Consider the following 21,915-nt stretch of genomic DNA (forward strand, 5'->3'; position numbering starts at 1 on the left):
GGCATGGCTCTGGGAGCGGGTGGGGTCAGGAGGACCTGGCCGGGCGGGGCTTGCGCAGCACCTGCAGCGAGCGCGCCGTGACGGCGATCACGTCGCCGGCCTGCCACTTCTCGTCGGTGAACGCGTCCTCCACCCCGTCATGGTCGGTGTCGAGCACCGGCTGCCACCCGGTGCCGAACTCCGGGCCGGGCAGCGTGAACGGCAGATCCTCGTGGTGCGCGTTGATCAGCAGCAGGAACGAGTCGTCCACGATGCGTTCGCCGCGCGGGCCGGGCTCAGTGATTGCCTCGCCGTTGAGGTAGACCATGAGGGACTTGGCGTAGCTGATGTGCCAGTCGCCCGCCGTCATCTCCACGCCGCCGGGGGTGAGCCAGACCAGGTCGCGGGCGCCGTTGTCCGGATGGCGGCCGTGGAAGAAACGGCGGCGCTGGAAGACCGGGTGCTCGCGGCGCAGCTTCGACAGCGCGCGTACGAACTCCAGCAGCGTCGGCTCGCTGTGCAGCAGCGACCAGTCCACCCAGGCCAGCTCGTTGTCCTGGCAGTAGGCGTTGTTGTTGCCCCGCTGGGTGCGGCCGAGCTCGTCGCCGTGGGACAACATGGGCACGCCCTGCGACAGGAACAGGGTGGCCAGGAAGTTGCGGCGCTGGCGGTGCCGGAGCCGGACGATCGCGGGATCCTCGACCGGGCCCTCCGCGCCGCAGTTCCAGGAGCGGTTGTCGTTGGTGCCGTCGCGGTTGTCCTCGCCGTTGGCCTCGTTGTGCTTGTGGTCGTAGGAGACCAGGTCGGTGAGGGTGAACCCGTCATGGCAGGTGACGAAGTTGATCGAGGCGACCGGGCGGCGGCCGGAGGACTCGTACAGGTCGGCGGAGCCGGTCAGGCGGGAGGCGAACTCGGGAAGGGCGGAGTGCGTACCCCTCCAGAAATCTCGCACGATGTCCCGATATTTGCCGTTCCACTCCGTCCACAGCGGAGGGAAGTTCCCGACCTGGTACCCGCCCGGACCCACGTCCCACGGCTCGGCGATCAGCTTGACCTGCGAGATCACCGGATCCTGCTGGATCAGGTCGAAGAACGCGCTCAGCCGGTCGACGTCGTGCAACTCCCTGGCCAGCGCCGAGGCCAGATCGAACCGGAACCCGTCCACGTGCATCTCCAGCACCCAGTAACGCAACGAGTCCATGATCAGTTGCAGCGCGTGCGGCGAGCGCACGTTGAGGGAGTTTCCGCACCCGGTGTAGTCGAGGTAGTAGCGCCGGTCACCGTCGTGCAGCCGGTAGTAGGCCGCGTTGTCGATCCCCCTGAACCCCAGCGTGGGCCCCATGTGGTCGCCCTCGGCCGTGTGGTTGTAGACCACGTCGAGGATGACCTCGATGCCCGCCTCGTGCAGCGCCCGCACCATGGCCTTGAACTCCAGCACCTGCTGCCCCCGCGTGCCCGCGCTGGAATAGCCGCCGTGCGGGGCCAGGTAGGCCATGGTGTTGTAGCCCCAGTAGTTCGTCAGCCCGCGCGCCACCAGGAAGTGCTCGGGCATGTAGTGGTGCACCGGCATCAGCTCGACCGCCGTCACCCCCAGCGACAGCAGGTGGTCGATGACCGCCGGATGCCCCATCCCGGCGTATGTGCCCCGCAGGTCGGGCGGCACGTCCGGGTGCCGCTTGGTGAGCCCGCGCACGTGCGCCTCGTAGATCACGGTCTGGTGGTACGGCGTGCGCGGCGGCCGGTCGTTGCCCCACTCGAAGAACGGGTTGACCACCACGTTCTTCGGCACGTAGGGCGCGCTGTCCTCGGTGTTGCGCCGGCTGGGATCGGTGAAGTAGTAGGGGAACAGCGCCTGGTTCCACCGCAGGTCGCCGTCCACGGCCTTGGCGTAGGGGTCGACCAGCAGCTTGGCCGGGTTGCAGCGGTGGCCCTGCGGCGGGTCGAAGCGGCCGTGCACGCGGTAGCCGTAACGCTGCCCCGGCTGGATCCCCGGCAGATAGCCGTGCCACACGAACCCGTCGACCTCGGGCAGATCGACGCGTTCTTCGGTGTCGTCGTCGTGAAAAAGGCACAGCTCGACCCGCTCGGCGACCTCTGAGAACACCGAAAAGCTGGTGCCAACGCCGTCCCAGGTGGCGCCGAGTGGATAGGGCTCGCCCGGCCAGACCTCACGCATGTGGCCCAATTGTCGCATGCCAAAGCGCTCTTGGTCTCCCCATGAACCGATCGCCGTCACCGCCCCGCCGGACGCCGAGCGTGATCAGCGCGATCCGGCCCTGAGCAGCCCAGCCCCGACCGGGCTCAGTGGGCGGACTCAGAGCCGCCTCGTCGTGAGCGCGCTCAGAGCAGCTCGGCCTGGAGCGTGATCGTGGTGCCCGCCAGTGCCTTGCTGACCGGGCAGTTGGCCTTGGCGGTCTCCGCGGCCTCCTGGAACTGCTCGGCGGTGATGCCGGGAACCTGGCCCTGCACCGTGAGCACGATGCCCGTGATGCCCTCACCGGGCTGGAACGTCACGTCGGCGCTGGTCTGCAGCGACTCCGGCGGTGTGCCGGCGCCGGCCAGCCCGTGCGAGAGCGCCATCGAGAAGCACGAGGAGTGTGCCGCCGCGATGAGCTCCTCGGGCGAGGTCCTGCCGTCGGCGTCCTGGGACCTGGACGCCCAGGTGACCTCGAAAACATCGACACCCGAGGTGTCGAGCGAGACGGTGCCCGAACCGTTGATCAGGGCGCCCTTCCACCGAGTGGTGGCGGTGCGAGTGGTGGCCATGACGTGTGCTCCCTCCGTTGCGCTGCTCCGACCTTATCGCGCGCCGACAAAGTCCGTTCTTGGGGTCATCCGGCTCTACTTTTGCGGCGAATAATGACATGCTCGGGTCGCGGCGCACCGCCGCCTTGGTCCGCATTACACGGGAGTGTGGTGCCAGTGGAGGCACCGTACGACGACCGCCTGCTGCACCAGCGGGTGGTCGGCGGCGACGAGGCCGCACTGGGTGAGGTCTACGATCGGCTCTCCTCGCTGATCTTCGGTCTCTCCCTGCGTGTCACCAGGGACCGGGTGATCGCGGAGGACATCACGCAGGAGGTCTTCCTGGTCTTCTGGGAGCGGCCGCTGGCCTACGACCCGGACCGCGGCACCTTGCGGGCGTGGCTGGCCACGATCGCGCACCGCCGGGCCGTCGACCACGTACGCGCCGAGGAGCGCCGGCGCGTGTCCGCCCTGGGACCGCGGCTGTTCGAGCGCGAACCTGCGAGACTGGAGGACACGGTGCTCGCCGCCGACGAGGCCGAGCGCGTGCGCCAGGCGGTGACGTCACTGCCCGACGGGCTGCGGGAGGCGGTGGAGCTCGCCTACTTCGGCGGGCGGACCTACCGGCAGGTGGGCGAGGAACTCGGCGTGCCCGAGGGCACGGCCAAGTCGCGCATCCGGCTGGCGCTGAGACGCCTGGCGGACGCGCTTGCGGAGGAAGAGGTGTGATGGACCCCGTCGAGCGTCTCTACCTGGACGCGATGATGGAGGACCCGGCGGTGCCGGCCCACTCGTTGCGTCCCCAACTGCTGGCCGGAGCCAGGGCGCGGCGCAGGCCCGCTGCTCCCACGGCCGTCTGGGCGCAGCCGTACGCGGGCCGGGTCGCCGCCATGGACGCGTTGCTGGCCTCGGCGGTGGACGACGACTGGTCGCGGATCATCGTCGAGGGCTGGACCCTGCAGGAGCTGGTGGCGCACCTGGCCGCCAAGGACGGCCTGCTGGCCGCCTCGGTGGGCGCCCCGGTGCTGGGCCCGCCGCTCGGGGCGACCGACTCGATGAGCCGCACCCGGGACGTGCAGGCGTACGAACGGGGCCGCAGCCCGGAGCAGACCCGGCGGGACTGGCGGGCCCAGGCGGACGCCCTCTGCCGCCATCTGGCCGACCTGGACCCGGCGACCCCGGCCAGCCTGGACGGCATGGATTCGGTGATCGGCGACCACATCCTGGCCCGGGGCCTGGAGACCTGGGTGCACAGCTCCGACGCGGCCGCGACGGCCCAGGTGCGCCTGCCCGACCCGATCGCCGAGCACATCCGCCCGACGGCGGACCTGTGCGCCCGCCTGCTCCCCTGGACGATGCTCTTCTCCGGCCTGGACGGCGCCGGCCGCACCCTGCACCTGAGGCTGACGGGGGCGGGCGGCGGCGAGTGGACGCTCCCGCTGGGCGTCGAGGAGACGACCCCGGGCACCCCTGACGTCCACATCACGGCTGACGTGGTCACGTTCTGCTTCCTGCTGGGCGGCCGGGGCGACCCGGCGGCCTTCCCCGCCGACGTGACCGGCGACGCCGACCTGGCCAGAGACATCCTGACCACGGCCCCCGCCTTCTCCGGCCCCTGAGCCCCGGTCGCGGCCGATGAGTTCCGCGTCCCCCGCCGGTCTGTCCTCATGACAACCGGCAGGAGGGAGTTTTCATGAGCATTCTGGGTGAGAGCGGTGGGATGAGCGCTTCGGCTGACGGCGGTGGGCTGTCGCGGGCACGGCTCGGGCGGATGCGCGAGATCCTGGCCGAGGGGGTCGAGAGCGGCGACGTACCCGGGCTGGTCGCGCTGGTGCACCGACGCGGAGAGACCCACGTCGAGGCGCTCGGCACCCAGTCACTCGACGAGGACGCCCCGCCCATGCGGCCGGACACGATCTTCCGCATCTCGTCCATGATCAAGCCGATCACCGCCGTGGCCGCGATGACCCTGGTCGAGGAGTGCCGGTTGCGGCTGGACGACCCGGTCGACGACCTGCTGCCGGAGCTGGCCGACCGGCGGGTGCTGCGCCGCGCCGACGGGCCGCTCGACGACACGGTCCCGGCCGAACGCGCGATCACCCTGCGCGACCTGCTGACCTTCCGCCTCGGCTACGGTGCCACGTTCGGCCTGCCGGAGGGCTGCCCGATCCAGCGGGCGACGGCGGAGGCCGGGCTGGAGATCGGCCCCGACGGCCCGCAGGTCGGCGCCGACGAGTGGCTCAAGCGCCTGGGCGCCCTGCCGCTGGTCCATCAGCCGGGAACGGCGTGGATGTACCACACCGGGGCGGACGTGCTCGGCGTGCTGATCGCCCGCGCCGCCGGGCAGCCGCTGGCGGACGTCCTGCGCGAGCGCGTCTTCGACCCGCTCGGCATGCGCGACACCGGCTTCCACGTGCCGGCCGGGAAGCTCGGCCGGATGGCGGTGCCGTACGGGACCGATCCGGTCACCGGCGGGATGGCCCGCAGCCGGGAAGCGCGGGCCGGCGCGTGGGACCGGCCGCCGGTCTTCGCCTCCGGCGGGGGCGGCCCGAGCCTGCTCTCGACCGCCGGGGACTACCTCGCCTTCAGCCGCATGCTGCTGGACAAGGGCCGGTACGACGGCGGCCGCCTCCTGTCCAGACCGGCGGTGGAGCTGATGACCACCGACCACCTCACGCCCGGACAGAAGGCGGGCAACGAGATGTTCCTCGGATCGGGCGGCTGGGGCTTCGGCCTCGCGGTCGACGCCCGCCGGGACGACCTGGCGTTCAGGCCCGGCAGATTCGGCTGGACCGGCGGCCTGGGCACCGAGGCGTACGCCGACCCGCACGAGGACCTGGTGGGCGTCCTGCTGACCCAGCGGGTCTTCGACTCGCCGGTGGCCCCGCGCGTGTTCCAGAACTTCTGGACGGCGGCGTACGCCGCGATCGACGACTGACGAGCTCGCCGGTGTTGCGCGGCGGGTTCTGGCGATTTGACGGGTTGTTTGAGTTGAAAGGGGTAGGTGGGATTCTCCGGGTGGGTAAGCCGGATTATGTCCGGATCATCACCGATCCCGGCCACGCAGGCCCTTCAGCCACGACGACCTTCGAGGACCATGACGACTTCGACCGCGACTTCGAGAGCGACTTCAGGAGCGACGGGTTCCCGAGCGGTGTCGTCGAGGGCGACGGGGACCGTCGACGCCACCGGCCGGGACCGGCAGGCCGGGCGCACCGCCCCCTCGCGGTGGGCGCGGGCCGCACACACCGAAAGCCGCCCGGCCGTCGTCTAGGCTCGGCGCATAGACGAGAGGGGGTCGTCGTGAACGGCGAGGTGACGGGGCTGGCAGGCCTGCTGTACGAGTTCGGGCTGCTCAAGCGCTACAAGAGGACCGGGTGGCTGGTCGCGGGCGTACGCGATCCGGAGAGCATCGCCGAGCACTCGTTCCGCGCGGCGGTCATCGCCGGCATGATCGCCCGGCTGGAGGGCGGCAATCCGGAGCGGGCCGCGTTCATGAGCCTCTTCCACGACACGCAGGAAACCCGCATCACCGACATCCCGTACATCGGCAAGCGCTACCTCAAGGCGGCCTCCAACGAGGACGTCACCGCCGACCAGGTGCGGGGGGTGCCCGCCGAGGTGGCGGACATGGTGGCGGACGCCGTGGGCGAATACGAGGAGAAGGCCAGCCTCGAAGCCGTCTGCGCGCGGGACGCCGACAAGCTGGAGTGCCTCCTCCAGGCCGTCGAATATCGCGAACAGGGGCACCAGAACGTCCAGGGCTGGATCGACAGCTCGCTCGCCGCGCTGACCACCCCGACCGGCAAGCGCCTGGCGGAGGAGGCCCTGCGCACGGGCACCCTCGAATGGGTGACCCGCGTCCTCAACGGCGACTGACCACCGACGTGCGAGCCGGCGGCCCGGCCGAACCCGGCCCGCGCGCTCATCTCCGGCCCACGGGCCGCGCCTGTGCGTCCGCGAGGCACGCGCCCGTGCGCCGGGGCGGTTACTCGTCGTGCTGCTGCGTGACGAGGTCGCGGGCGTAGTCGTCGTCGCTCTCCGCCAGCACCCGGTCCACCCCCTGGGAGGCCCGCTCGTCGCCTCTCACGGCGAGCCCGCGCGTGGCCTCGGCCACCGTGCGCAGGTCCGGGTCGGTGAGCCGGGCCGCCAACGCCTCCCTGATCCGCGGCGTGTCGCCCGGCAGCCCGGCGATCCCCGCCGTGGCCCAGTCACGGACCTCGGAGTCCTCGTCCTCCGACATCTCGATCAGCAGCGCCAGGCCCTCCTCGTGGTCCGGCGGCAGCACGTCGGCCAGCGCGATCGCGTCGGTCATCGTGCGCTTGTGCCCGGGGCGGCCGATCACGTCGAGGACGTGCGGCAGCGCCCGCGGGTCGCCCTGGTGGCCGAGCGCGGCCAGGACCGAGCGCAGGACCTGGGGGTTGCCCTCCGTGGTGACCATCTTCTGCAGCAGCGGCAGGGTCCGCTCCAGGTAGGGCTTCTCGCCGTCGGCGAACCCGAACTGGGCGATCGCGTCCACCCCGAACTCCCGCTCCCGGGCGTCCTCGCTCACGCACAGCCGGGCCAGCGCCTCGTACGTCTCCTCGTCCGCCCGCTTGCCCAGCACGTCGGCGACGACCCACCAGGTCTCGGCGTCCTCGTCGACGTCGCGGTGCGCCAGGGCGCGCGCCACCAGCCGGTCCACCGGCGTGTACACGCCCGCCGCGTCCTCCAGCAGCGTCGCGATGGCGGCGTGGCCGCGCTGGGCCTGCACCTGCTCGGTCTCCGAGCCGTCGGCCGAGCGCCCGGCCACCGTGACCAGCTCGGTGCCGTCCTTGGCGTACTGGCGGGCCACGACGTATTCCCAGCCGTCCTGCTCGACCTGGTCCAGCAGCGCGCTCTCCAGGTGCACGCCCACCCAGTCGACGGCGATCTCCAGCGGCGTGTCGCCGTCGCCGTCGTATTTGTGGTGGTCGGCCCCCGCCTCCAGCAGCACCTGCACCACGCCGAGCGCGCCACGCCTGGCGGCCAGCGTGAGCGGGGTGTCGCCGTCGTCGTTGGTCGCGTCGATCTCGGCCCCCGCCTCGATGAGCACCCTGGCGGTGGCGGCGTGGCCGTTGGCGGCCGCCCACTGCAGCGCCGTCCAGCCGCCCGCCTCCCGGCCGTTGACGTCGGCACCCGCCGCCAGCAGCGTGGCGGCCACCTCGTCCCGGTCCCAGGCGGCGGCCGCGCACAGGGGCAGCCCCTCGTCCGCGCCCTCGCTGAGCTTGTTGGGGTCGGCACCACCGGCGAGCAGCCTGCCCACGATCTCGGACTGGCCGTTCAACGCCGCGCGGTAGAGCTCTTCCTCAGTCATGACAGGACCCTAGCCTGGTCCGGCCGCGCCCCGGACCTTGCTAGGGCCATGTCATCGCGTAGTACGTGCCGGAGCCCCGCCAGGGTTCAAACGCCATGACGAATGAGCATCGTTCGGCGGACGGTGTTTCCTCCTTGAGGGGGAGTCACAAGCCCGGCAAGACGCGATATGTTGCGAGTATGACTGATCCCGGTGAGGTCCGCGCGTCGGACAGCGAGCGAGAGGCCGTCGTCGAGCAACTGCGGGTCGCCTCGGTCGAGGGCCGGCTGACGCTCGCCGAGCTGACCGACCGTACGGAGGCCGCCTACACCGCGACCACGCACGCCGAGCTGGCCATGCTCACCCAGGACCTGCCCGCCGCCGGAGGCATGGGCGCCCCGCCGGCGTCCGCGCCCCAGCCGGCCAGGAAGCGGCGCTGGTTCGTGGGTGTCATGGGCGACTCCAAGCGGCGCGGGACCTGGCGGATCGACCAGGAGATCGGCGCGGTCGCCGTGATGGGCGACGTGCTGCTCGACCTGCGCGAGGCCGAGGTGCGCACGGACATGGTGGACATCACGGCCGTCTCCGTGATGGGCAACGTGAAGATCATCGTGCCGGACGGGGTCAACGTGGACCTCGACGGCGTCGCGATCATGGGCGACAAGCGGATCGACGTCCAGGAGGCGGCACCGGGGATGAACGTTCCCGTGATCCGGGTGAAGGCGTACGCGGTGATGGGCGACGTGAAGGTGATCGGCGACTCGCGGGCGCAGCCGCTGCAGCGCGGGCTGACGGCCTGGCGGGAGCACTGGCGGCGGCTGCACGGCGAGGACTGGCGGGAGCTGGGCAGGCAGCTCCGCGCCGAGGGCCGCGAGCTGCGCAGGCAGCTCCGCGACGACCACCGGGAAGGGCACAGGGACCTGGGGCGGCACGGCTACTGACGCGGAAGCGCGTAGGGCGGCACGTCTGCTGACGCGCCGCAGCGCCGGTCAGGCATTGCCCTACTGACGCAGCACCGGTCAGCCGGCCAGGGGCACCGGCTGCCACAGGGCCGACTCATACCGTTCGAGGAGCACGTCCACCAGCTCGGGCGCGGGTCCGAGCACGTCCGACACGACCTCCGCCCCCGCCTCCAGCGTGGTGCGCCGCACCTTGTCGGCGAAGTAGCCGGGCGCCAGCAGGTAGGGCGCGACGACCACCCGAGGGGCGCCCGCCCGCAGCAGCGCCGACACCGCCTGGGCGGGCGTCGGCTCGGCGGCCGAGGCGTACGCGGCCGAGACCGCCCACCAGCCCGACCGCCGCCACGTCCGAGCCAGCCCCGCGACCACCGCGTTGGCCCTGGCGTCGCTCGATCCCGCCGACACCAGCACCACCGCCGTGTCCGGGTCGCCGGCCGGCACGCCCGCCTGCGCCAGCCGCCGCTCCAGCGCGGACAGCAGCAGCGGGTGCGGCCCCAAGGTCGTGCCGTAGTGCACGCGCAGGCGCGGCTCGCGGGCGCGGACCTCGTTGAGCGCGGCCGGCAGGTCCACCCGGCTGTGGTACGCCTCCGTCAGCAGCAGCGGCAGCACCACGGCCTCCTGCAGGCCGTTCAGCGCCTGCCCCAGTGCCGGGGTGCAGTGGTCCAGGTACGCCACCCGTACGGGCATCTCAGGGCGCGCCAGGCGTACCTGGTCGAGCAGCGCGGCCACGGTGGCGGCGGCACGCGGGTCACGGGACCCGTGCGCCACCGCCACCAGTGGCACGCGGCCGGGGGCCGTCCCGCCTGCCAACGGGACATGTCCCCTGCTGGGGATCACAGGTGAATGCCGCATTCGACCTTCCCCAGGCCCGCCCAGCGCCCGCTGCGCGGATCCTCCCCCTCCAGGACCTGCCGCGTGCAGGGCGCGCAGCCGATCGAAGGGTAGTTGTCGTAGTGCAACGGGTTGATCAGCACCCCGTTGTCGGCGATGTAGTTGTCCACGTCCTCCTGGGTCCAAGCCGCGATCGGGTTGACCTTGACCATCTGCCGCTTGGCGTCCCACTCGACGACCCTGGTGTCCGTACGGCTGGCGGACTCGTCGCGGCGGATGCCGGAGATCCACGCCAGGTACGGCTCCAGCGCCCGGTTGAGCGGCTCGACCTTGCGCAGGAAGCAGCACAGGTCCGGGTTGCGGCCGAACAGCCGGGGGCCGAGGTCGCGATCCTGCTCCTCGACCGTCCGGGACGGCTTGATGTCGATCACGTTGACGTCATAGACCTGCCGCACCGCGTCCCGCGTGCCGATCGTCTCGGCGAAGTGGTAGCCGGTGTCGATGAACAACACGTCCACGCCGGGTTTGACCCTGCTCACGAGGTCGATGAGCAACGCGTCGCTCATCGACGACGTCAGGCACAGCCGGTCGCCGAACGTCGCCGCCGCCCACCGGATGATCTCACGGGCGGGCGCGCCCTCCAGGAAGGTCGCGGCCGACTCCACGATGTCCTGAAGGTCGAGCGTGCCGCTCTGCTCTTTCAGGCCCACCTCGATGTCCACGAGCGTCATATCTTCACTCCGATGCCAAGGAATTTGAGCTTGAAGGCGCGAGCGCAGGCCCGGCAGTACCAGCCGCCACCCGTCGCGGACCCGGCGACATTCACACCCGTCGCGGACCCGGCGACGTCCGGCTCGCCCTCGTAGGGCTCCAGGTCCTCGTCGCCGCAGTAGGGGCAGTGGAAGGGAACCGCTCGCGTGGTCATTTCAGGTCCGCCTCGTCCGCTCGTTGCACCCAGTCGGCGAAGGACTCGCCTTCCTTCTTCTGGGTGTCGTAGTTGGTCACCACGCGCGCCACGTAGTCGGGCAGCGCCTTGGCGGTGGTCTTGAGCCCGCGTACTTTCCGGCCGAAGCCGGAGTTGACGCCGAGCGAGCCGCCCAGGTGGATCTGGAAGCCCTCGACCTGGTCGCCGTTCTCGTCCACGACGAGCTGGCCCTTCAGCCCGATGTCGGCGGTCTGGATGCGGGCGCAGGAGTTGGGGCAGCCGTTGACGTTGATGGTCAGCGGCTCGTCGAACGACGGCAGCCGCCGCTCCAGCTCGTCGATCAGCGTGGCGGCCGTGTCCTTGGTCTCGACGATGGCGAGCTTGCAGAACTCGATGCCGGTGCAGGCCATCGTCTGGCGGCGGAATGTGGAGGGCCTGACCTGGAGGTCGTGGGCCTCCAGCGCGGCCACGATCGAGTCCACCTGGTCGGGCGCCACGTCGAGGACGACCATCTTCTGCTCGACCGTCGTACGGACCCGGCCGGAGCCGTGCCGCTCGGCGATGTCGGCGATCGCGTGCAGCTTGTCGCCGTCCAGGCGGCCGACCTTGGGCGCGAACCCGACGTAGAAGTTGCCGTCCTTCTGCGGGAAGACGCCGACGTGGTCGCGGCGGCTGCCGCGGGGCTGCTCGGGCGCGGGACCGTCGGGCAGCGGCTCCTTGAGGTATTCGGTCTCGAGGACCTCGCGGAACTTCTCCGCTCCCCAGTCGTTGACGAGGAACTTCAGCCGGGCCCGGTGCCGCAGCCGCCGGTAGCCGTAGTCACGAAATATCCCGACAACTCCCTCGTGGACGTCGGCCACCTGGTCCGGCCGTACGAACACGCCCAGGCGCTTGCCCAGCATCGGGTTGGTCGACAGGCCGCCGCCCACCCACAGGTCGTAGCCCAGCTCGCCGCGCTCGTTGACCACGCCGACGAAGGCGACGTCGTTGATCTCGTGCACCGTGCAGTGCACGGGGCAGCCGCTCAGCGCCGACTTGAACTTCCGCGGCAGGTTGGAGTACGCGGGATTGCCCACGACGCGCTCGTGCACCTGCTCGATCTGCTCGGTCGCGTCGATCACCTCGCCGGAGTCGATCCCGGCCAGCGGGCAGCCCAGGATCACGCGCGGGGTGTCGCCGCAGGCTTCGGTGGTCGACAGGCCCACGGCCTCCAGGCGCTCCCAGATGTCCGGCACCGACTCGATCTCGATCCAGTGGAGCTGGATGTTCTGGCGGTCGGTCACGTCGGCGGTGCCGCGGGCGTATTCGTTGGCGATGCCCGCGATCACCCGGAGCTGGGCGAGGTCGAGCTGGCCGCCGTCGATGCGTACACGCAGCATGAAGTAGCGGTCGTCGAGCTCCTCCGGCTCCAGGATCGCCGTCTTGCCGCCGTCGATGCCGGGCTTGCGCTGGGTGTAGAGCCCGTACCAGCGCATGCGGCCACGCAGGTCGGCCGGGTCGATCGAGTCGAAGCCCCGCTTGGAGTAGATATCGATGATGCGCTGACGGACGTTGAGGCCGTCGTCGTTCTTCTTGTTCTCTTCGTTCTTGTTGAGCGGCTCACGGTAACCGAGAGCCCACTGGCCTTCGCCGCGCGGGCGTTTGTGATGCCGACTGGCGGGAGTGCGGCTGGCAGGGGTGCTCATTGCGCGTCCTTCGGTTCATGGGCGCGCGCAACGTCCCTCCTGCGCTCATCGTCGAGGGCAGGGGCGGTGAGAGGAGTGCGACGCGCTCAGTGGCAGGAAAAAGCAGATGGGTTACTGGGCGTCGCAACAGATGGCACTGCGGACACGCTGAAGATCGACGTGGCGTCGACCGACAAGCATGGGGTCCGCTGGCATACCTTGACGATACTCCGACCGTCCGGGATGTCCAAGAGCGCGTCCAGAGTGTGGGACTGCCCGACTCCGCCCGGCGTCGCCTGCCAGGCCACCGCCGGCGTGCGCGCCTAGCCCTGCCGCAGCCAGTTGACCTGCGGCTCCCGCTCGCGCTCCGCCCGCTCGCCGGGCGAGGTGGGCCCCTCGTGTCCCTCGTGGGAGAGGGTCTGGTGCTGGCAGTCACACCACGAGCCGCCGCGGCAGTCCTCGTGCCGTTTGTCCTTGCAGCTGTCGCAGATCACGTTTGCATTATTCTCCCAGAACCTTGTTCGGGTTAGGCTGGCGCCCGTGGAGCTCATGGCGGAGTTGCTCGACGACCTGCGCGCCGAGACCGCGTCCCTGGAGACGCTGCTCCAGCCGCTGCGGGCGCAGGACTGGGAGCTGGACACGCCCGCCGAAGGGTGGGCGATCCGCGACCAGGTGAGCCATCTGGCCTGGTTCGACGACGCCGCCGTGCTCGCAGTCACCGACCCCGGCGCCTTCCTGGCCACGACGGCGGGCTTCGGCTCGGTGGACGACCTCGTACGCGAGTCGCGCGGGATGCCCCCCGCCGAGCTGCACGCCTGGTTCCGCGCGGCCCGCGCCCGCAGCCTCGACGTGTTCGCCGAGCTGGGTCCCCGCGTCCGGGTCCCGTGGTTCGGCCCGGCGATGTCGGCCGCCTCCTTCGTCACCGCCCGGCTGATGGAGACCTGGGCGCACGGCCAGGACGTGGCCGACGCGCTCGGCGTCACCCGGGAGCCCACCGTCAGGCTGCGGCACGTGGCCACGCTCGGCTTCCGGGCCCGGCCGTACAGCTTCGCCGCGCACGGACTGCCCCCGCCGGGGGAGCACGAGCAGGTGCGGGTGGAGCTGGCCATGCCCGGCGGAGGCACGTGGACGGCGGGACCGGCCGATGCGGCCGGCGTCGTGCGCGGGCCGATGCTCGACTTCTGCCTGGCCGTCACCCAGCGCGTCCACCTGTCCGACACCGCGCTGGAGCTGTCCGGAGGGCCGGCGCGGGCCTGGATGGAGATCGCGCAGGCGTTCGCCGGACCCCCGGGGAAGGGCCGGGCGCCGAGGTCAGGGTCGGCTCAGGGACATTCCGGATGACGCAGACCGCACAACCGCTGACATGCTGTGAGCATGCGCACAATCCTGAACGTCATCTGGCTGGTCTTCGCGGGGATCTGGCTGGCCATCGGATACGCTCTGGCCGGGATCATCTGCTGTGTCCTCATCGTCACGATCCCGTTCGGCATCGCCTCGTTCAGGATCGCCGCGTACGCGCTCTGGCCGTTCGGCAGGACCGTCGTGCGCGACCCGGACGCGGGCGTGTTCTCGACGCTCGGCAACATCATCTGGTGCGTCGTCGCGGGCATCTGGCTGGCGATCGGCCACGTGGTGACCTCGATCCCGCTGTTCCTGTCGATCATCGGCATCCCGATGGGCGTGGCCAACCTGAAACTGATCCCGATTTCCCTGCTCCCGCTGGGCGCGCGCATTGTGACCAACGACTAGGGCAGGAGCCGGGACGTAAGCTGTCCCGAAGACTCACTGCGAAATACCGTTGGGTGCCATGACGTCGACCGACGCGCCTTCTCGGCCCAAGGGCCGGCTCGCTTCCCATGCCCGGGCCAGGCTGAGCTGGGTGCTCGACACCAAGTCATGGGCGACCGTCCGCGCGGCCACGAACGCCGGCGTCACCTACCGGGTCACCGGCCTGGCGGGTGAGGCGGCCTTCTTCGCGCTGCTGTCCCTGCCGCCCTTCGTGCTGGGCCTGATCGGGGTGCTGGGCAAGCTCGGCACCTGGATCGGGGCCACGGTGGTCACACAGGTCAAGACGTGGGTGATCGACCAGGCCGGGCTGCTGTTCACGGACGACGCGGTGAACAAGGTGATCAACCCGCTCATCACCGACGTCCTCAGCGACGACGCGGGCAAGGTCTCGATCATCTCGCTGGGCTTCCTGCTGTCGCTCTGGTCCGGCTCCCGCGCCCTGTACGTCTACGTCGACCTCATCTCCGTCGCCTACGGGCTGGGGGAGGAGCGGGGCATCATCCGCACCCGGCTGATGTCGTTCGGACTCTACGTCGTGGGCCTGATCATCGGGATCATCGTGATGCCGATCCTGGTCATCGGGCCGACGCTGCTCAAGGACACGCTGCCCGGCGAATACGGCGTGCTCGTGGACGTCCTCTACTGGCCGGTCGTGATCATCGGCTCGGTGCTGTTCCTGACGGTGCTCTACCACGTGAGCGTGCCGGTGCGGACCAAGTGGTACCGGGAGCTGCCGGGGGCGATCCTGGCGCTGTTCCTGTGGATCGTGTGCGCGGCGGTGCTGCGCGCCGTACTGGCCGCCTGGTTCTCGCCCGTCTCCGTCTACGGCTCGCTGGCCGCGCCCATCGCGTTGCTGCTCTGGCTCTACATCACCGCGCTGGCCGTGCTGATCGGCGCCATCCTGAACGCCGAGGTGGACCGGCTCTGGCCGGGCGTGGGCCGTCACCAGTAGCCGGGGCGGGACGCGAACCCGCTGATCACGACGGACTGAGGCCCTGCCGCATCCGCTATCGTCTAGGACGAGACGCGACTGGCGCATTCGGTGGGATCGACCACCAGGGAGCGAAGGGAGCGGAGGCCGTGCGCCTGGGTCTTCGCGCATTGTCAACGATGACAGGAGAGTCATGAGTTCTCTCGCTAGCGTCGACCCGCAGATCGCCGAGCTCATCAAGGCGGAGGAGCGGCGTCAGGCCGACACCGTCAAGCTGATCGCGTCCGAGAACTACGTGTCCAAGGCCGTGCTGGAGGCCACCGGCACCGTCCTGACGAACAAATACTCCGAGGGCTACGCGGGCAAGCGCTACTACGAGGGCCAGCAGGTCATCGACCAGATCGAGACCGTGGCCATCGAGCGTGCCAAGGCGCTGTTCGGGGTCGCCCACGCCAACGTCCAGCCCTACTCGGGCTCGCCCGCCAACCTCGCGATCTACATGGCGTTCTTGCAGCCCGGCGACACCGTGCTGGGCATGGGCCTGCCGTTCGGCGGCCACCTCACCCACGGCTGGTCGGTCTCGGCCACCGGCAAGTGGTTCACCCCGGTCCGCTACGGCGTGCGCAAGGACACCGGCCGCATCGACCTCGACGAGGTCCGCGAGCTCGCGCTGGAGCACCGGCCGAAGCTGATCTTCTGCGGCGGCACCGCGATCCCACGCACGATCGACTTCGAGGGCTTCGCCTCGATCGCCCGGGAGGTCGGCGCCGTGCTCGCGGCCGACATCGCCCACATCGCGGGCCTGGTCGCGGGCGGCGCGCACCCGTCCCCGGTGGGTCACGCCGACGTGATCTCCACGACCACGCACAAGACCCTGCGCGGCCCGCGCGGCGCCATGCTCATGGCCACCAGCGACGAGCACGCCACGGCGCTCAACAAGGCCGTCTTCCCCGGCCTCCAGGGCGGCCCGCACAACCACACCACCGCCGCCATCGCCGTCGCCCTGCACGAGGCCGCCCAGCCGTCCTTCCGCGACTACGCCCACCAGGTCGTCGCCAACGCCAAGGCGCTGGCCGACGAGCTCGCCTCGCGCGGGTTCGACCTGGTCTCCGGCGGCACCGACAACCACCTGATCCTGCTCGACCTCACGCCCAAGGGCATCGGCGGCAAGCCGGCCGCGCAGGCGCTCGACCGCGCGGGGCTGGAGACCAACTACAACACGGTGCCGTTCGACACCCGCAAGCCGTTCGACCCGTCGGGCATCCGCATCGGCACGCCGTCGGTGACCTCGCGCGGGATGGGGGAGCCGGAGATGCGGCAGATCGGGGCGTGGATGGACGAGGTCGTCACGGCGCTGGCCAAGGGCGACGCCGAGGACGTCATCACCCGCGTCCACCACGAGGTCAGCGAGCTCACCGCCCAGTTCCCGGCGCCGGGTCTGTAAAAGCTCCCTTCGTTACGGCGGGGCCAACGTCACGCCACCCGCCGTCCGGGGCACAGGGCCTCCAGGGTGACGCCCGCTGACCCGCACGGGGCCGGCCGCCGCAACGGCGCGACCTGGGCCATGTCCGTGGCGTTCGGTGCGGACGGGCGGCCCCGCCGCACGGGCTCTCAGGTGCGGCGGGGCGCCTGTCGCGAGCGGGGCGGGCCGGAGTCGCCCCGCTCGCGGTGGCCGGCCGGCGCGCCGGGGGACGCCGGGCGCCGGATCGGCCGGGGAGAGCCAGGAGCCCTCCCACCGGCGGCGGGAGGGCTCCTGGACCCGATCAGAGCTCGACGGTGAGCAACTTCTCACCCGCCGAGGTGACCACCTCGAAATGGTCGATGTCCTGCAACGGCGTGGCGCTGCCGCCGTGCATGTAGAGCGGATCAGGCGATCCGGGAACTCCGTACCCGGCTGGAGGTACGGACCACCCGGTCATCACCCTGCGCTCTCCCGACCTGGCCACGGAGATCAGCTCGCACTCCAGCGGGCCCTGCACCCCGGCCAGCCTGAGGGCGGCGTGCGTGCCCCACCCCTTGGACTCCACCACCAGCCCGCCGGTCACCCCGGCGGCCCCCTTGCCCTCGATCGGCTTGCCCTCGACGTAGAACTGCTCGGCCGGACCCATGTGGCTGGAGTGATCCTGCGCGACCTGCGGCGTGCCGTCCGCGTCCAGCTGGGTGCCGATCGTCAGCCCGCCGGCCACCAGCGTGACCGCCGCCGCCATCCCGATCACGAACGTCCCCCTGCGCGTGCGCCGATCCGCCGCCTTCCTCCGCCGGAGCAGGTCGATCACGTCGTCCTGCCCCTCAGGCGAAGGGGGGTCGGGCTCCTCGACGCGCCCGATCCCGTGCAGCACGCTCGCCACGCCGGCCAGGTCGGCCAGCTCGTCCCGGCAGGAGGGGCAGATCAGCAGATGGGCCTCGAAGGCCACTCTGTCGTCCGTTTCCAGCAGCCCCAACGCGTAGGCTCCCACATCCGTGTGCTCGACCCTCGAAGTCACGCCGTCACCCCCCTCTCCTCCAACGCGAGCCGCAGCGCGCGGACCGCGTAGTAGACCCGGGACTTCACGGTGCCCACCGGGATGCCGAGAGCCTCGGCGGCGTCGTTGACCGACCGGTCCCGCAGGATCGTCTCGTTGAGGATCTCGCGGTGCGCCGGTGACAACGCCTTCAACGCCTCTGACACGACCACCTGGTGCAGCAGGCCCTCCATCTCGTCCGGCACTGGCATGCTCTCCAGTGGCCCGTCGCCCGACTCCCGCGGCCGGGCCTCCCGGCGCCGCCGGTCATCGATCACGATACGTCGGGCGACCGTGGCGAGCCAGGGCATCAGCGACTCCGAGTCCGGGTCGAGCTGCTCCGCACTGCGCCAGGCCCGGATCATGGTCTCCTGCACCACGTCTTCCGCCCACTGCCGATCGCCCGCCGTCAATCTGATCACGAAGGCCAGCAGCGGCCTGTGATACTCCCGGTAGAGCGCGGACACGACCACCTCATCATCCGGTCGCACCCGCCGGATCCAGTGTCGTAAGCGCGGCTTGCCCATCGGGGCGGTTCCGTCGGCCGAGGGCGGGGGATACGTGCTGATTCGCATGCTTCCCCTTTCTCGCGTCCGTCGGCAGGGGGTACGGCCGGTTGCCCTGGCACGGTTCAACAGAGCGCGGAAGTTAATGTGATTGCGTCCCTCCGGACAGGGTGCGTAGAGTCACACCGGCAACTGATCGAGGGGGTGAGGACCATGCGGGCAATCGACTTCGGCATGCCGTCCGTCCACCTCCGGGCGCTCATCTGACGCCGCCCGGCTTCTTCCTTCCTCCTCGACACCAAAGGTTGATCACGTTGTCCTACGATCTTTCGCTGCTCGGCTGGAACGATCTCCGCGCCGCCGAGCTGCCCGCCGGCACCGTCCCCGCCCGCGTGGCCCGCGTCGACCGCGGCGCCGCCGAGGTGATCGCGGCGGACGGTCAGCTCCAGGTCAAGTACGGCGCCCGCGTACGCCGGGCGTCGGCCGCCGACCCGGTCGCGCTGCCGTGCGTCGGCGACTGGGTCGCGCTCCGGCTCCTTCCCGAGGGCCGCCACGAGCTCGACGAAGTCCTGCCGCGGACGACCGCGTTCATCCGGGGCGGCGTGAGCCGCGACTCGGTGGGCGGCCTGTCCGGCGACGGCCAGGGCCAGGTGCTCGCCGCCAACGTGGACGTCGTCTTCGTGGCCGAGCCGTCCATGCACTCCACCGACTTCGCCGACCTCGGCCGCATCGAACGCCTCGTCGCCCTGGCCTGGGAGTCCGGCGGCACGCCCGTCGTGCTCGTCACCAAGTCCGACCTGTTCGAGGACGGCCTCGACCAGTTGCTCGCCGAGGTGCGGGTGGCCGCGCCCGGCGTGGACGTGCACGCCGTCTCCTCGCTGCACGGGGACGGCGTCCCGCTGGTGGGGTCCTACCTGGAGGGCTCCCGTACGGCCGTCGTCCTAGGCCCGTCCGGCGCGGGCAAGTCCACCCTGGTCAACGCGCTGGCCGGGGCCGAGGTCATGGAGACCCAGCAGGTACGCGCCGCCGACGGGCGCGGCCGGCACACCACCGTGCATCGGGAGCTGATCCCGCTGCCCGGAGGCGGGCTGGTCATCGACACGCCGGGGATCCGCAGGATCGGCCTGTACGACATGGGGGAGGGCGTCGACCGGGTCTTCGCCGACATCGAGGAGCTGGCGGAGAGATGCAGGTTCGCCGACTGCGGGCACTCGGGGGAGCCCGGGTGCGCGGTGCTGGCCGCGCTGGAGAGCGGTGAGCTGCCGGAGCGGCGCCTGGAGAGCTGGCGCAAGCTCCAGCGGGAGGCCGTGTGGATGGCCTCCCGCACGGATGCCCGGCTGCGTAAGGAGCAGCAGAACAAGTGGCGGATCATCACCAAGGAGATGCGCCGCTCGGGCCGCAGCCGCCCCTGACCGAGACCCCACGGGCGGCGGCTGAGGGCAGGGAAACCGGGATCGCGCCGACCGGGGCCCGGGGTCCGTTCACCAGGCCCGCGAATGGCGGGGAGGGGAGGCGAGGAGCGGGCGTCTGCGGGTAGGCACTGGTCATGGAGCTTTTCGCAGACCGGGCCGAAGCCGGGAGGCGGCTCGCCGAGCGGCTGCGGGACGCGCACGACCCCATCGTGCTGGCCTTGCCCCGCGGCGGTGTGGCGGTGGCCGTGCCCATCGCGCGCACGCTCGACGCCCAGCTCGACGTGCTCGTGACCAGGAAGATCGGCTACCCGCCGGCGCCCGAGCTGGGTGTCGGCGCGATGGCCGAGGGCGGGGAGCCGGTGTTCGACCTGGCGTTGCTGCAGCGGCTCAGGCTGACGCCCGAGTCGGTCGCCGGCGTGGTCGAGCGGGAGCGGCGGGAGCTGGCCCGCAGGGTGCGGGCCTACCGTGGCGACCGCCCGCTGCCCTCGCTCGAAGGCCGGGAAGTGATCGTGGTCGACGACGGCCTGGCCACCGGCGGCACCGCGCGGGCCGCGCTCAGGGCGGTCGGGGCGGCCAAGCCCGCCAAGGTGACGCTGGCCGTACCCGTGGGGGCCCGCGAGACCGTCAGGTCCCTGCGGAAGGAGGCCGACGAGGTGGTCGTCCTGCAGATGCCGCTCGACTTCAGGGCGGTGGGCCAGTGGTACGTGCACTTCGAGCAGCTCAGCGACGCCGACGTGCTCGACCTGCTGGGCAGGGGAGGATCGGGTGGTGAAGGGCGGGTCAGCCCGTGAGGACGGCCCAGACGAGTTTGCGGGTGCCGCCGGGGGATAGCCAGCCCCACGTAGTGGAGAGCGCGTCCACCAGCCGCAACCCGCGCCCGAACTCCGCGAACACGTCAGGCGTGGCCGCCATCGGCGCCGTACGGCTGTGATCGGTCACCACGCAGGCCAGCTCCGCCCCATGAGTCAATAACCGGAGCTGCACGGCCCCTCCACCGTGCCGCATGGCGTTGGTCACCAGCTCCGACACCACGAGCTGAGCGTCGAAGGTCAGCTCGATCACGCCCCACGTGGTCAGCGTCTGGTCGACGAACCGCCGCGCCATCGCCACGCAGGCGGGCTCGAACGCGGCGCGTTGATGAAAGGGGAACATCGCGTCGCATTCACCGGCACGACCTTCCACCAGAATGGACGAAAGCCATCCTGGTGGCCGGGAACCGATGGCGGCTTGCGGCCGAGCGTCGAAAGTCGTCATTCTGGCCCCCGAAGCGCGGTCTGGTGATCCAATGCCCATCTTTACGGGGAGTGCTTACCGATGCAAGACTTTTCGTGGTTTACGGATGCGAATCGCATCTGCACGTGCAGATGATCTAGGAGCGGTGCGGTGAGCGCTGAGAGCGCCGAGGGAAGGATTCTCGGTCATTCGCCGGGAAGCCCGACAGTGCTGCGCATCCTGCTCGGGACCCAGTTACGCAGACTGCGTACGGAGAAGGGTATCTCGCGGGAGGACGCCGGATACTCGATTCGCGCATCTCATGCCAAGATCAGTCGGCTGGAGCTCGGCCAGGTAAGTTTCAAGCAGCGCGACGTGGCCGATCTGCTGACCCTCTACGGCGTCACCGACCCCGCCGAGCGCGACCCCCTGCTCGCCCTGGCCAAGCAGGCCAACGCCCCCGGCTGGTGGCACAAGTACGGCGACGTGCTGCCCGGCTGGTTCGAGGTCTACATCGGCCTGGAGGGCGCCGCCTCCAGCATCCGTACGTTCGAGAACCAGTTCGTGCCCGGCCTGCTGCAGACCGCCGCCTACGCCAGGGCGGTCATCGAGCTGGGTCACGAGAGGGCCGCGAAGCCGGAGATGGATCGGCGGGTGACGCTGCGCACCACGCGGCAGCGGCGGCTGGAGAACGGGCTCACCCTCTGGGCGGTGATCGACGAGGCCGTCGTGCGGCGCGCGATCGGCGGCCCGGAGACGATGCGCGCGCAGATCGCCCACCTGCTCGACATGACGGCCGAGCCCAACGTCACCGTGCAGATCATGCCGTTCGACCGGGGCGGCCACGCGGCGGCCGGGGGTTCCTTCAGCATCCTGCGCTTCCCGGAGCGTGAGCTGCCCGACGTGGTCTACATGGAGCAGCTCACCAGTGCCCTATATCTGGACAAAGCGGTCGATTCCGATCACTATATGGAAGTGATGGACCGGCTCAGCATCCAGGCCGAAGAGCCGAAAGCGACCAGACGCTTCCTGGAACGCCTCATTTCCGAATGAGTGCCGGCATCGGCCTGTGATCCACTCCATACGGGGATTTTTGGTTGTCCGGTATATGGAGATCAACGCGCTGCCGTATTGTCAGCTCGCAAACG

General features: G+C 70.7%; 24 protein-coding genes and 1 riboswitch. Of the genes, 12 read left to right on the top strand and 12 right to left on the bottom strand.

Annotated elements, in window-relative coordinates; all coding sequences use genetic code 11:
- Positions 1–25: 25 nt before the first annotated feature.
- The gene (glgX, locus tag BLS95_RS04300; protein ID WP_090929535.1) at positions 26–2,155 is read right to left on the bottom strand and encodes a glycogen debranching protein GlgX; all 2,130 of its coding nucleotides are present in this window, start codon (positions 2,153–2,155) and stop codon (positions 26–28) included.
- Positions 2,156–2,319: 164 nt separating this feature from the next.
- A complete protein-coding gene (locus BLS95_RS04305) occupies positions 2,320–2,745 on the bottom strand; it encodes an OsmC family peroxiredoxin (protein ID WP_090929536.1) in 426 nt (141 codons plus the stop codon).
- Between the two features lie 150 nt (positions 2,746–2,895).
- Here BLS95_RS04305 and BLS95_RS04310 point away from each other — a divergent pair, with 150 nt between their 5' ends.
- The 4 genes from BLS95_RS04310 to BLS95_RS04325 all read left to right on the top strand — a co-directional run bounded on the left by BLS95_RS04310 (position 2,896) and on the right by BLS95_RS04325 (position 6,603).
- Entirely contained in the window at positions 2,896–3,453 is a 558-nt protein-coding gene (locus tag BLS95_RS04310) for a sigma-70 family RNA polymerase sigma factor (RefSeq protein ID WP_218135599.1), read from the top strand.
- Positions 3,453–4,343: a maleylpyruvate isomerase family mycothiol-dependent enzyme gene (locus BLS95_RS04315; protein ID WP_090929540.1), complete on the top strand. Its 891-nt coding sequence runs from the start codon at positions 3,453–3,455 to the stop codon at positions 4,341–4,343. The genes BLS95_RS04310 and BLS95_RS04315 overlap by 1 nt, the downstream gene beginning before the upstream one ends.
- Before the next feature lie 74 nt (positions 4,344–4,417).
- Positions 4,418–5,662: a serine hydrolase domain-containing protein gene (locus BLS95_RS04320; protein WP_245764821.1), complete on the top strand. Its 1,245-nt coding sequence runs from the start codon at positions 4,418–4,420 to the stop codon at positions 5,660–5,662.
- A 365-nt stretch (positions 5,663–6,027) separates the two neighbouring features.
- Entirely contained in the window at positions 6,028–6,603 is a 576-nt protein-coding gene (locus BLS95_RS04325) for an HD domain-containing protein (protein ID WP_090929544.1), read from the top strand.
- A 109-nt stretch (positions 6,604–6,712) separates the two neighbouring features.
- Here the strand turns inward: BLS95_RS04325 and BLS95_RS58895 are convergent, their stop codons facing one another.
- A complete protein-coding gene (locus BLS95_RS58895; RefSeq protein ID WP_281249945.1) occupies positions 6,713–8,059 on the bottom strand; it encodes an ankyrin repeat domain-containing protein in 1,347 nt (448 codons plus the stop codon).
- Positions 8,060–8,238: 179 nt separating this feature from the next.
- Here BLS95_RS58895 and BLS95_RS04335 point away from each other — a divergent pair, with 179 nt between their 5' ends.
- Positions 8,239–8,979 carry a DUF1707 SHOCT-like domain-containing protein gene (locus BLS95_RS04335; protein WP_090929546.1) on the top strand — a complete coding sequence of 247 codons (741 nt, stop codon included), beginning with the start codon at positions 8,239–8,241 and terminating at the stop codon, positions 8,977–8,979.
- A gap of 78 nt (positions 8,980–9,057) precedes the next feature.
- On the opposite strand, the gene BLS95_RS04340 is transcribed toward BLS95_RS04335, so the two are convergent.
- The 6 genes from BLS95_RS04340 to BLS95_RS55410 all read right to left on the bottom strand — a co-directional run bounded on the left by BLS95_RS04340 (position 9,058) and on the right by BLS95_RS55410 (position 12,911).
- Complete coding sequence (locus BLS95_RS04340; RefSeq protein ID WP_090929547.1) at positions 9,058–9,849, bottom strand: sirohydrochlorin chelatase; 792 nt, start codon at positions 9,847–9,849, stop codon at positions 9,058–9,060.
- Entirely contained in the window at positions 9,831–10,559 is a 729-nt protein-coding gene (locus tag BLS95_RS04345) for a phosphoadenylyl-sulfate reductase (RefSeq protein WP_090929548.1), read from the bottom strand. The genes BLS95_RS04340 and BLS95_RS04345 overlap by 19 nt, the downstream gene beginning before the upstream one ends.
- A complete protein-coding gene (locus BLS95_RS04350) occupies positions 10,556–10,753 on the bottom strand; it encodes an Insertion element protein (protein ID WP_090929549.1) in 198 nt (65 codons plus the stop codon). Before BLS95_RS04350 ends, BLS95_RS04345 begins: the two co-directional genes overlap by 4 nt.
- The gene (locus BLS95_RS04355; RefSeq protein WP_090929550.1) at positions 10,750–12,438 is read right to left on the bottom strand and encodes a nitrite/sulfite reductase; all 1,689 of its coding nucleotides are present in this window, start codon (positions 12,436–12,438) and stop codon (positions 10,750–10,752) included. The genes BLS95_RS04350 and BLS95_RS04355 overlap by 4 nt, the downstream gene beginning before the upstream one ends.
- A 111-nt stretch (positions 12,439–12,549) precedes the next feature.
- Complete coding sequence (locus BLS95_RS59740; protein ID WP_425434691.1) at positions 12,550–12,633, bottom strand: putative leader peptide; 84 nt, start codon at positions 12,631–12,633, stop codon at positions 12,550–12,552.
- 107 nt (positions 12,634–12,740) lie between these two features.
- Positions 12,741–12,911: a hypothetical protein gene (locus BLS95_RS55410; protein WP_176993011.1), complete on the bottom strand. Its 171-nt coding sequence runs from the start codon at positions 12,909–12,911 to the stop codon at positions 12,741–12,743.
- A gap of 55 nt (positions 12,912–12,966) precedes the next feature.
- Between BLS95_RS55410 and BLS95_RS04360 the strand changes: the two genes are divergently transcribed.
- The 4 genes from BLS95_RS04360 to glyA all read left to right on the top strand — a co-directional run bounded on the left by BLS95_RS04360 (position 12,967) and on the right by glyA (position 16,580).
- The gene (locus BLS95_RS04360) at positions 12,967–13,758 is read left to right on the top strand and encodes a TIGR03084 family metal-binding protein (protein ID WP_090929551.1); all 792 of its coding nucleotides are present in this window, start codon (positions 12,967–12,969) and stop codon (positions 13,756–13,758) included.
- A gap of 33 nt (positions 13,759–13,791) precedes the next feature.
- Entirely contained in the window at positions 13,792–14,166 is a 375-nt protein-coding gene (locus BLS95_RS04365) for a YccF domain-containing protein (protein ID WP_090929552.1), read from the top strand.
- A 58-nt stretch (positions 14,167–14,224) separates the two neighbouring features.
- The gene (locus BLS95_RS04370) at positions 14,225–15,157 is read left to right on the top strand and encodes a YihY/virulence factor BrkB family protein (RefSeq protein ID WP_245764824.1); all 933 of its coding nucleotides are present in this window, start codon (positions 14,225–14,227) and stop codon (positions 15,155–15,157) included.
- A gap of 64 nt (positions 15,158–15,221) precedes the next feature.
- A riboswitch (ZMP/ZTP riboswitch) is annotated at positions 15,222–15,304 on the top strand.
- A 1-nt stretch (position 15,305) separates the two neighbouring features.
- Positions 15,306–16,580, top strand: coding sequence for a serine hydroxymethyltransferase (gene glyA, locus BLS95_RS04375; protein WP_425434692.1), 1,275 nt, complete (start codon positions 15,306–15,308; stop codon positions 16,578–16,580).
- Between the two features lie 319 nt (positions 16,581–16,899).
- Here the strand turns inward: glyA and BLS95_RS04380 are convergent, their stop codons facing one another.
- Both BLS95_RS04380 and BLS95_RS04385 read right to left on the bottom strand, forming a co-directional pair.
- Positions 16,900–17,619 carry an anti-sigma factor family protein gene (locus BLS95_RS04380; RefSeq protein WP_090929555.1) on the bottom strand — a complete coding sequence of 240 codons (720 nt, stop codon included), beginning with the start codon at positions 17,617–17,619 and terminating at the stop codon, positions 16,900–16,902.
- Positions 17,616–18,212: a sigma-70 family RNA polymerase sigma factor gene (locus BLS95_RS04385; protein ID WP_090929556.1), complete on the bottom strand. Its 597-nt coding sequence runs from the start codon at positions 18,210–18,212 to the stop codon at positions 17,616–17,618. The genes BLS95_RS04380 and BLS95_RS04385 overlap by 4 nt, the downstream gene beginning before the upstream one ends.
- 245 nt (positions 18,213–18,457) lie before the next feature.
- Between BLS95_RS04385 and rsgA the strand changes: the two genes are divergently transcribed.
- A complete protein-coding gene (gene rsgA, locus BLS95_RS04390) occupies positions 18,458–19,555 on the top strand; it encodes a ribosome small subunit-dependent GTPase A (protein ID WP_090929557.1) in 1,098 nt (365 codons plus the stop codon).
- 134 nt (positions 19,556–19,689) lie between these two features.
- Positions 19,690–20,346 carry a phosphoribosyltransferase gene (locus tag BLS95_RS04395; protein ID WP_090929558.1) on the top strand — a complete coding sequence of 219 codons (657 nt, stop codon included), beginning with the start codon at positions 19,690–19,692 and terminating at the stop codon, positions 20,344–20,346.
- Here BLS95_RS04395 and BLS95_RS04400 read toward each other — a convergent pair.
- Positions 20,336–20,707 carry an ATP-binding protein gene (locus BLS95_RS04400; RefSeq protein WP_176993012.1) on the bottom strand — a complete coding sequence of 124 codons (372 nt, stop codon included), beginning with the start codon at positions 20,705–20,707 and terminating at the stop codon, positions 20,336–20,338. The genes BLS95_RS04395 and BLS95_RS04400 overlap by 11 nt on opposite strands.
- Before the next feature lie 231 nt (positions 20,708–20,938).
- Between BLS95_RS04400 and BLS95_RS04405 the strand changes: the two genes are divergently transcribed.
- The gene (locus BLS95_RS04405; RefSeq protein ID WP_245764825.1) at positions 20,939–21,820 is read left to right on the top strand and encodes a helix-turn-helix domain-containing protein; all 882 of its coding nucleotides are present in this window, start codon (positions 20,939–20,941) and stop codon (positions 21,818–21,820) included.
- Positions 21,821–21,915 lie beyond the last annotated feature (95 nt).

The sequence above is a fragment of the Nonomuraea jiangxiensis genome, from assembly GCF_900099965.1.
GTDB lineage: Bacteria > Actinomycetota > Actinomycetes > Streptosporangiales > Streptosporangiaceae > Nonomuraea > Nonomuraea jiangxiensis.